Source organism: Mesorhizobium sp. NPDC059054 (assembly GCF_042739215.1).
Lineage (GTDB): Bacteria > Pseudomonadota > Alphaproteobacteria > Rhizobiales > Rhizobiaceae > Mesorhizobium.
In genome coordinates, this window is the sequence record NZ_JBHYHV010000003.1 from 781,736 (window position 1) to 789,023 (window position 7,288).

The following is a 7,288-nucleotide window of genomic DNA, read 5'->3' on the forward strand; positions in this document are numbered from 1 at the left end:
TGCGAACATCGCAGATTGAAAGTGATGGAGCGTCCCTCGCGCGTCCGCATGGACCGTCCGGCGTTCCAATGCAGTGGAGGACGAGAGCCCATGGCCGAAGCCGGGAAGTTGCGCTTTCATGTTCCGGAACCGGAGGTAAGGCCGGGTGGAACACCGGATTTCTCCAACGTTCCCATTCCCAAGGCCGGCTCCGTGCCCAAACCGCCGATCGATGTCGATCCGCGCGAAATTCGCGACCTGGCTTTTTCGATCATCCGCGTCCTGGATCGCGCCGGCGAGGCGGTCGGTCCCTGGGCCGGCATGCTCGGCGATGAAGAGCTCCTGGAAGGCTTGCGTCACATGATGACGTTGAGGGCATTCGATGCCCGTATGCAGATGGCGCAGCGCCAAGGCAAGACCTCTTTCTATATGCAGCATCTGGGTGAGGAAGCAGTGAGCTGTGCCTTCCGCCGGGCGCTCGACAAGGGCGACATGAATTTCCCGACCTATCGGCAAGCCGGGCTTTTGATCGCCGACGACTACCCGATGGTCACGATGATGAATCAGATCTATTCGAACGAAGCCGACCCGCTGAAGGGACGGCAGCTGCCGATCATGTATTCGTCGAAAGAGCATGGCTTCTTCTCGATCTCCGGCAATCTGGCTACGCAGTACATCCAGGCCGTGGGTTGGGCGATGGCCTCCGCGATCAGCGGCGACACGCGCATTGCCGCCGCTTGGATCGGCGATGGTTCGACGGCGGAATCGGATTTCCATTCGGCCTTGGTGTTTGCCTCGACCTACAAGGCCCCGGTCATTCTCAACATCGTCAACAACCAGTGGGCAATTTCGACCTTCCAGGGCATCGCACGCGGTGGTGCTGGTACGTTCGCGGCGCGTGGCCTTGGCTTCGGCATTCCGGCCTTGCGGGTCGACGGCAACGACTACCTTGCCGTGCATGCCGTGGCCAAATGGGCGGCCGAACGTGCGCGCGCCAATCTCGGGCCGACGCTGATCGAATATGTGACCTATCGCGCCGGCGCGCATTCGACCTCGGATGATCCGTCGGCCTATCGGCCGAAAGCGGAATCGGAGGCCTGGCCGCTTGGTGATCCGGTGGTGCGGTTGAAGAACCATCTTGTCCATCGCGGCGTCTGGTCAGACGAACGCCACACGCAGGCCGAAACCGAAATCCTCGAGACCGTCATCGCGGCGCAGAAGGAAGCCGAATCGCACGGCACGCTGCATGCAGGCGGCAAACCGTCGATCCGCGACATGTTCGAAGGGCTCTATGCCGAGATGCCGCCGCATCTCAGGCGCCAGCGCCAGCAGGCGGGGATCTGAACCATGGCACGCAAGACCATGATCGAGGCTATTCGCGATGCCATGGATGTCGCGATGGGGCTGGACGAACGCGTCGTCGTTTTTGGCGAGGATGTCGGTTTTTTCGGTGGCGTGTTTCGCTGCACGCAAGGCCTTCAGGCAAAATACGGCAAGAGTCGCTGTTTCGATGCACCGATCAACGAATCCGGTATCGTCGGCGCGGCGATCGGTATGGCCGCCTACGGCTTGAAGCCTTGCGTCGAGATACAGTTTGCCGACTATATGTACCCGGCATACGACCAGTTGACCCAGGAAGCCTCGCGTCTGCGCTATCGCTCCAATGGCGATTTCACCTGCCCGATCGTCGTGCGCATGCCGACGGGTGGCGGCATCTTCGGCGGCCAGACCCACAGCCAGAGCCCCGAGGCCCTGTTCACCCACGTCTCGGGCCTGAAGACCGTGGTGCCGTCCAATCCGTCAGACGCCAAGGGCCTGCTGATCGCGGCCATCGAAGATCCGGATCCGGTCATCTTCCTGGAGCCCAAACGGCTCTACAACGGTCCGTTCGACGGCCATCACGACAAGCCCGTCACGCCGTGGTCCAAGCATGAACTGGGCGAAGTCGCCGACGGTCATTACACAGTGCCGCTCGGCAAGGCGGTTATACGCCGCCCGGGAAATGCCGTGACGGTGCTTGCCTATGGAACCATGGTCTACGTCGCCCAGGCTGCGGCCGAGGAGACCGGCATCGACGCCGAGATCATCGATCTGCGCACGCTGCTGCCGCTCGACCTCGATACCATCGTGGAGTCGGTGAAGAAGACCGGGCGCTGTGTGGTGGTGCACGAGGCGACTTTGACCTCCGGCTTCGGTGCAGAACTGATGTCGCTGGTGCAGGAGAACTGCTTCTATCACCTCGAGGCACCGGTCGTGCGTGTTGCCGGCTGGGACACGCCCTATCCGCATGCGCAGGAGTGGGATTATTTCCCTGGACCGGCCCGCGTTGGCCGCGCGCTCATCGCCACGATGGAGGCCTGACATGGGTGAGTATGTCATCAAGCTGCCCGATGTCGGCGAAGGCGTGGCCGAGGCAGAACTCGTCGAATGGAGCGTGAAGGTCGGCGACCTCGTGCGCGAAGACACTGTGCTGGCGGCCGTCATGACCGACAAGGCGACGGTGGAGGTCCCTTCACCTGTGGACGGAGAGATTCTCTGGCTCGGTGCCGAGATTGGCGACACGGTGGCGATCGGTTCGCCGATCGTGCGGCTCAAGGTCGCCGGTGAAGGCAATGTGACAACAGCCACCGACGCCAAGCCTGTGGCCGCCGGCAAGATCGAGGAACCCGCAAAGGCTCAGGTCGTGAAAGAGGATCCGGCCGACGTGGGACGCAAGGAGCCGACGGAAGCCAAGCCGGCGCCGTCTCCTGCTCCGGTCGCGGCAAAGAGCGCGTCGCGCCCATCCGCCTCGATCGGTGGAACGCCGCGTCCGGAAGGCGAAAAGCCATTGGCGTCGCCGGCAGTGCGGCTTCGGGCCAAGGAAGCGGGCATCGACCTGAGGCAGGTCGCCGGCACAGGGCCGGCCGGCCTTATCCGGCACGAGGACATCGACGAATTCCTCACACGGGGGCCGCAGACGACCCGGCCGGCGACCGGCTTTTCGCGCAACGAGAGCGTCGAGGAGATCAAGGTCATCGGACTTCGGCGCAAGATCGCCGAAAAGATGAAACTCGCCAAATCGCGAATCCCGCACATCACCTATGTCGAGGAGATCGATGTGACGGCGCTCGAAGATCTGCGCGCCGCGCTCAACAAGGAAAAGCGCGCCGATCGTCCGAAACTGACGCTGCTGCCTTTCCTGATGCGGGCGATGGTCAAGGCAATCAGCGAGCAGCCATTGCTGAATTCGCTGTTCGACGATGAGGCGGGCATCATCCATCAGCATGGCGGCATCCATATCGGCATCGCCGCCCAGACCGCGAACGGACTGGTGGTGCCGGTGGTGAAACATGCCGAGGCACGCGACCTGTGGGATTGCGGCGTCGAGGTCAATCGTTTGGCGGAAGCCGCCAAGACGGGCACGGCGACCCGCGACGAGCTATCCGGTTCGACCATCACCATCACCTCGCTGGGCGCGATGGGCGGTATCGTGACCACGCCGGTGATCAACCATCCTGAAGTCGCGATCATCGGCGTCAACAAGATGATGGTGCGACCGATGTGGGACGGCACTCAGTTCGTCCCGCGCAAGATGATGAACCTGTCATCCAGTTTCGATCATCGCATCGTCGATGGTTGGGATGCGGCGGTATTTGTCCAGCGCATCAAGGCGCTTCTGGAAACCCCGGCTCTGATCTTCGTGGACAACTGAAGATGCATTGCTTTCACGATCATCAGCCAGCGAACCTTCCTCAAGGGGGACTTGGGCAATGAAGGACATTTCCTGCAAACTGCTCGTCATCGGCGCCGGCCCCGGCGGTTATGTATGCGCCATCCGCGCCGGCCAGCTTGGCATCGACACCGTGATCGTCGAGGCGGCGAAACCGGGAGGAACCTGCCTCACCATCGGCTGCATTCCATCCAAGGCGCTGATCCATGCCGCCGAGGAGTTCGAGAAAGTCGCGCATATGGCTGAAGGCATCAGTCCGCTCGGCATAACGACGGCGGACCCCTCTATTGATTTCGCCAAGACTGTCGCATGGAAAGACGGTATCGTAAGCCGGCTTACAAATGGCGTTTCCGGACTGCTCAAGAAGGCCAAGGTCAAGCATGTTTCCGGCTGGGCGACATTCCGGGACGGCAAGACCGTGGAAGTCGAGACCGAGACCGGCCTGCAGGTGATCCGTGCCGAAACCGTCGTCATCGCCACCGGTTCGGCGCCGGTCGAGCTGCCGTTCCTGCCTTTCGGCGGTCCGGTGATTTCGTCCACAGACGCGCTGTCACTGGACAAGGTGCCCGAGAGGCTCGCCATCGTCGGTGGCGGTTACATCGGGCTGGAACTCGGCATGGCCTTTGCCAAGCTCGGCTCCAAGGTGACGGTGGTGGAGGCGTTGCCGCGCCTGCTCGCACAATATGATGCCGAACTGACCAAGCCGGTGATCAAACGACTGGCCGAGCTTGGGGTGGACGTGCTGACGGAGGCCAGGGCCAAGGGTCTCTCGAGCAAAGGCGACGCGCTGCTGGTGGAAACCGCTGCCGGCAAGGACGTGAAGATCGAGGCCGACAAGATTCTCGTCACGGTTGGGCGCAAGCCGGTGACGGAAGGGTGGGGTCTCGACCAGATCGATCTGGATATGAATGGCCGCTTCATCCGCATCGATGAGCAGTGCCGCAGCTCGATGCGTGGTGTCTTTGCAATCGGCGACGTGACCGGCGAGCCTATGCTGGCACACCGTGCCATGGCGCAGGGCGAGATGGTGGCCGAGATCGTGGCTGGACACAAACGCAGCTGGGACAAGCGCGCCATTCCGGCGGTCTGCTTCACCGATCCGGAAGTGGTGAGCGTAGGATTGTCGCCGGATGAAGCGAAGGCCTTGGGCGGCGAGGTCAAGACCGGGCTGTTTCCGTTCACCGCCAATGGCCGCGCCATGACGAAGCTCGGCGAAAGCGGCTTTGTCCGTGTTGTCGCGCGCGCAGACAATCATCTGGTTCTGGGCATCCAGGCGGTCGGCAGCGGTGTTTCCGAACTGGCGGCGGCCTTCGGGCTTGCACTGGAAATGGGCGCGCGCCTGGAAGACATCGCCGGCACGATCCATGCGCATCCGACGCAGGGCGAAGCGTTTCCAGAAGCGGCGCTCAAGGCGCTGGGACACGCACTGCATATATGAGGAAGCATCTCGGCGAGAGCGTCGATAACGAGATCCAAAAAAAACCCGCCGGGTGGCGGGTTTTTATTTTGGTCAGCCTAGCCGGCAAGGTTAGCCGGTCATGCGGTCGGCGCGTTCATGTTGCGCATAGGCGCGGCCGAAGCGGTTGGCGAGGAAGCTGTCCAGTGCGATGTCTTCCTGCTTGACGAAGCCGGTTGCCGGCAGGGTGCCGTCAGCCAGCATGTCGAGCACCGCGCAGATACCGGAAGCGGTGGTAATCTGGATGGCGCTGCGCACGGTCTGGCCGGAACGCTGGCTGTAGACCTTGTTGGCATAGGTCTCCTGCAGCAGGCGGCCGTTCTTGCGGCCCGAGACGGTCACGAAGACGATGACCACATCCTGCATCGTGGCCGGCAGCGCATTCTCCAGAATGTCCTTCAGCACTTCGCGGCGATGGCGTAGGCCAAGATCGTTGAGCAATGCCTTCATGATCGCGGCGTGGCCCGGGTAGCGGATGGTGCGGTAGTTGAGCGTGCGCACCTTGCCTTTCAGGGTCTCGGCCAGCGTGCCCAGGCCGCCCGAGGTGTTGAAGGCCTCGTAGGTGACGCCGTCGAGCGAGAATTCCTCGCGCTCTTCCATCGGCGGCACTTCGATCAGCTCGCCCTCGACGATGGCTTCGCAAGGCTCGCAATATTCGTTGATGACGCCGTCGGTGCTCCAGGTCAGGTTGTAGTTCAGAGCATTCGACGGATATTGCGGCAGCGCGCCGACACGCATGCGGACGCTTTCAAGGCTGTCGAAACGGCTGGCAAGATCGTTGGCAACGATCGAGATGAAGCCGGGAGCCAGGCCGCACTGCGGAATGAAGGCGGTCTTGGCGGTTTTCGCCAGTTCCTTGACGCGGCGGGTCGAGGCGACATCCTCGGTCAGGTCGAGATAATGAACGCCCGCGGATGCGGCCGCTTCGGCGATTCGCGTGGTGAGATGGAAGGGCGCGGCGCTCAGCACGGCGAACTTGCCGGCAAGCGCGGCTTCCAGGGCGCCGGCGGCCTCGATGTCGGTTTCAACTGTGGCGACACCCGCCGCAACGTCCAGCGCCGCGAGCTGTGCGGCAGAGCGATCGACGATGGTGACGCGATAGTCACCGGTCGCGGCCAACATGTCTGCAATGGTCGAGCCGATCTTGCCCGCGCCGACGACAACGATTTCCTTCATGGCCAAGCCCTTTCTTATTGATGTGTCAGGGGCAGGAATCGCAGTTTGCCTGACGAATGGAAGTGTGCGATTGAACAAAACGCCGATGCTTTTCGAGTAAATCGCCGAGCTCATTCGTCACAATGCAAAGTCACGGGCAAAAATGCTGAGCCAAGCCGACAGAGATCTCATCACATTGCTGCGGGAAAATGCGCGCGCCTCGACGGCCGAGCTCGCCCGGCGGCTGGGCGTTTCGCGCACGACGGTACAAAGCCGCATCGAACGGCTGGAGGCGCGCGGCATCATCACCGGCTATGGCGTAAGGTTGGCTCCCGACTACGAGCAGGGTCTGGTAAGGGCGCATGTTTTGCTGACGGTGGCGCCGAAAGCGGCGGAACGCGTGGTGAAGGATCTGCGTGCGCTTGGCCAGGTGCGCGCGCTGCACTCGGTGAGCGGTAGCTTCGATATGATCGTGACGGTCGAATCGGCATCCATCAGCGATCTCGATGCTTTGCTCGACAGGATCGGTGCGATGGACGGCGTGGAACGCACGCTGTCTTCCATCATCCTCTCGACGCGGATCGATCGCTAGCAACCGCCGGCTTTACCGTGGCGGCGCATGCCGCCTGATACCGTATCCCGCCTTTTCCAAGCCGTTGCCATGCCGGTAGCACTGTTGGCGGTCGGGATACGGTCCCTGCCAGGGGCTTTCGTGCCCCGTTGCATTTTGCGGCTGGCGCACCGGCCGGCCAGAAAAAAATCGAGAAGATCGCAAAAATCTTCAAACGGCTGTTGACACCGGAAGAGGCCATCCCCTATATGCCGCTCACCAACGACAGCGGCGACGCTGCTGGCGACGAAGAAGTTCGCTTCTGGGTTTCGCGGAGTTGGACGAATTCAAGAGAGCCGCGTGAGCGACACTCTACTGGTCTGGAGCTGAGAAGCGGAACGGGCCATGACGTTGCGTCTGCGATGTCTGTTCTTTGACA

7 protein-coding genes are annotated in these 7,288 nt (G+C 62.2%); 6 read left to right on the plus strand and 1 reads right to left on the minus strand.

All coding sequences use genetic code 11. From position 1 onward, the window contains the following. The first annotated feature begins 90 nt into the window (after nucleotides 1-90). Genes ACFWXH_RS17135 through lpdA form a run of 4 tightly spaced genes read left to right on the plus strand, consistent with a single transcriptional unit; the run spans nucleotide 91 to nucleotide 5,126 of the window. Nucleotides 91-1,323, plus strand: coding sequence for a 3-methyl-2-oxobutanoate dehydrogenase (2-methylpropanoyl-transferring) subunit alpha (locus tag ACFWXH_RS17135; RefSeq protein WP_379122183.1), 1,233 nt, complete (start codon nucleotides 91-93; stop codon nucleotides 1,321-1,323). 3 nt (nucleotides 1,324-1,326) lie between these two features. After that, a complete protein-coding gene (locus tag ACFWXH_RS17140; protein ID WP_379122185.1) occupies nucleotides 1,327-2,340 on the plus strand; it encodes an alpha-ketoacid dehydrogenase subunit beta in 1,014 nt (337 codons plus the stop codon). Nucleotide 2,341: 1 nt separating this feature from the next. Beyond that, nucleotides 2,342-3,670: a dihydrolipoamide acetyltransferase family protein gene (locus ACFWXH_RS17145; protein ID WP_379122187.1), complete on the plus strand. Its 1,329-nt coding sequence runs from the start codon at nucleotides 2,342-2,344 to the stop codon at nucleotides 3,668-3,670. Between the two features lie 58 nt (nucleotides 3,671-3,728). Beyond that, on the plus strand, nucleotides 3,729-5,126 hold the full coding sequence (gene lpdA / locus ACFWXH_RS17150) for a dihydrolipoyl dehydrogenase (protein ID WP_379122189.1): 1,398 nt from the start codon (nucleotides 3,729-3,731) through the stop codon (nucleotides 5,124-5,126). A gap of 90 nt (nucleotides 5,127-5,216) precedes the next feature. Here lpdA and ACFWXH_RS17155 read toward each other — a convergent pair whose 3' ends face one another. Continuing rightward, on the minus strand, nucleotides 5,217-6,320 hold the full coding sequence (locus ACFWXH_RS17155; RefSeq protein WP_379122191.1) for a saccharopine dehydrogenase C-terminal domain-containing protein: 1,104 nt from the start codon (nucleotides 6,318-6,320) through the stop codon (nucleotides 5,217-5,219). Between the two features lie 142 nt (nucleotides 6,321-6,462). On the opposite strand from ACFWXH_RS17155, the gene ACFWXH_RS17160 reads away from it, so the two are divergent. Beyond that, a complete protein-coding gene (locus ACFWXH_RS17160) occupies nucleotides 6,463-6,891 on the plus strand; it encodes an Lrp/AsnC family transcriptional regulator (RefSeq protein WP_379122193.1) in 429 nt (142 codons plus the stop codon). 128 nt (nucleotides 6,892-7,019) lie between these two features. Next, the gene (locus tag ACFWXH_RS17165; protein WP_379122195.1) at nucleotides 7,020-7,286 is read left to right on the plus strand and encodes a hypothetical protein; all 267 of its coding nucleotides are present in this window, start codon (nucleotides 7,020-7,022) and stop codon (nucleotides 7,284-7,286) included. Nucleotides 7,287-7,288: the final 2 nt, after the last annotated feature.

Excerpts from the sequence above, each read along its gene's own strand:
- ACFWXH_RS17135 (WP_379122183.1), top strand. The coding sequence starts at position 91 with ATGGCCGAAGCCGGGAAGTTGCGCTTTCATGTTCCGGAACCGGAGGTA.
- ACFWXH_RS17160 (WP_379122193.1), top strand. The coding sequence starts at position 6,463 with ATGCTGAGCCAAGCCGACAGAGATCTCATCACATTGCTGCGGGAAAAT.
- lpdA (WP_379122189.1), top strand. The coding sequence starts at position 3,729 with ATGAAGGACATTTCCTGCAAACTGCTCGTCATCGGCGCCGGCCCCGGC.
- ACFWXH_RS17145 (WP_379122187.1), top strand. The coding sequence starts at position 2,342 with ATGGGTGAGTATGTCATCAAGCTGCCCGATGTCGGCGAAGGCGTGGCC.
- ACFWXH_RS17155 (WP_379122191.1), bottom strand. The coding sequence starts at position 6,320 with ATGAAGGAAATCGTTGTCGTCGGCGCGGGCAAGATCGGCTCGACCATT.
- ACFWXH_RS17140 (WP_379122185.1), top strand. The coding sequence starts at position 1,327 with ATGGCACGCAAGACCATGATCGAGGCTATTCGCGATGCCATGGATGTC.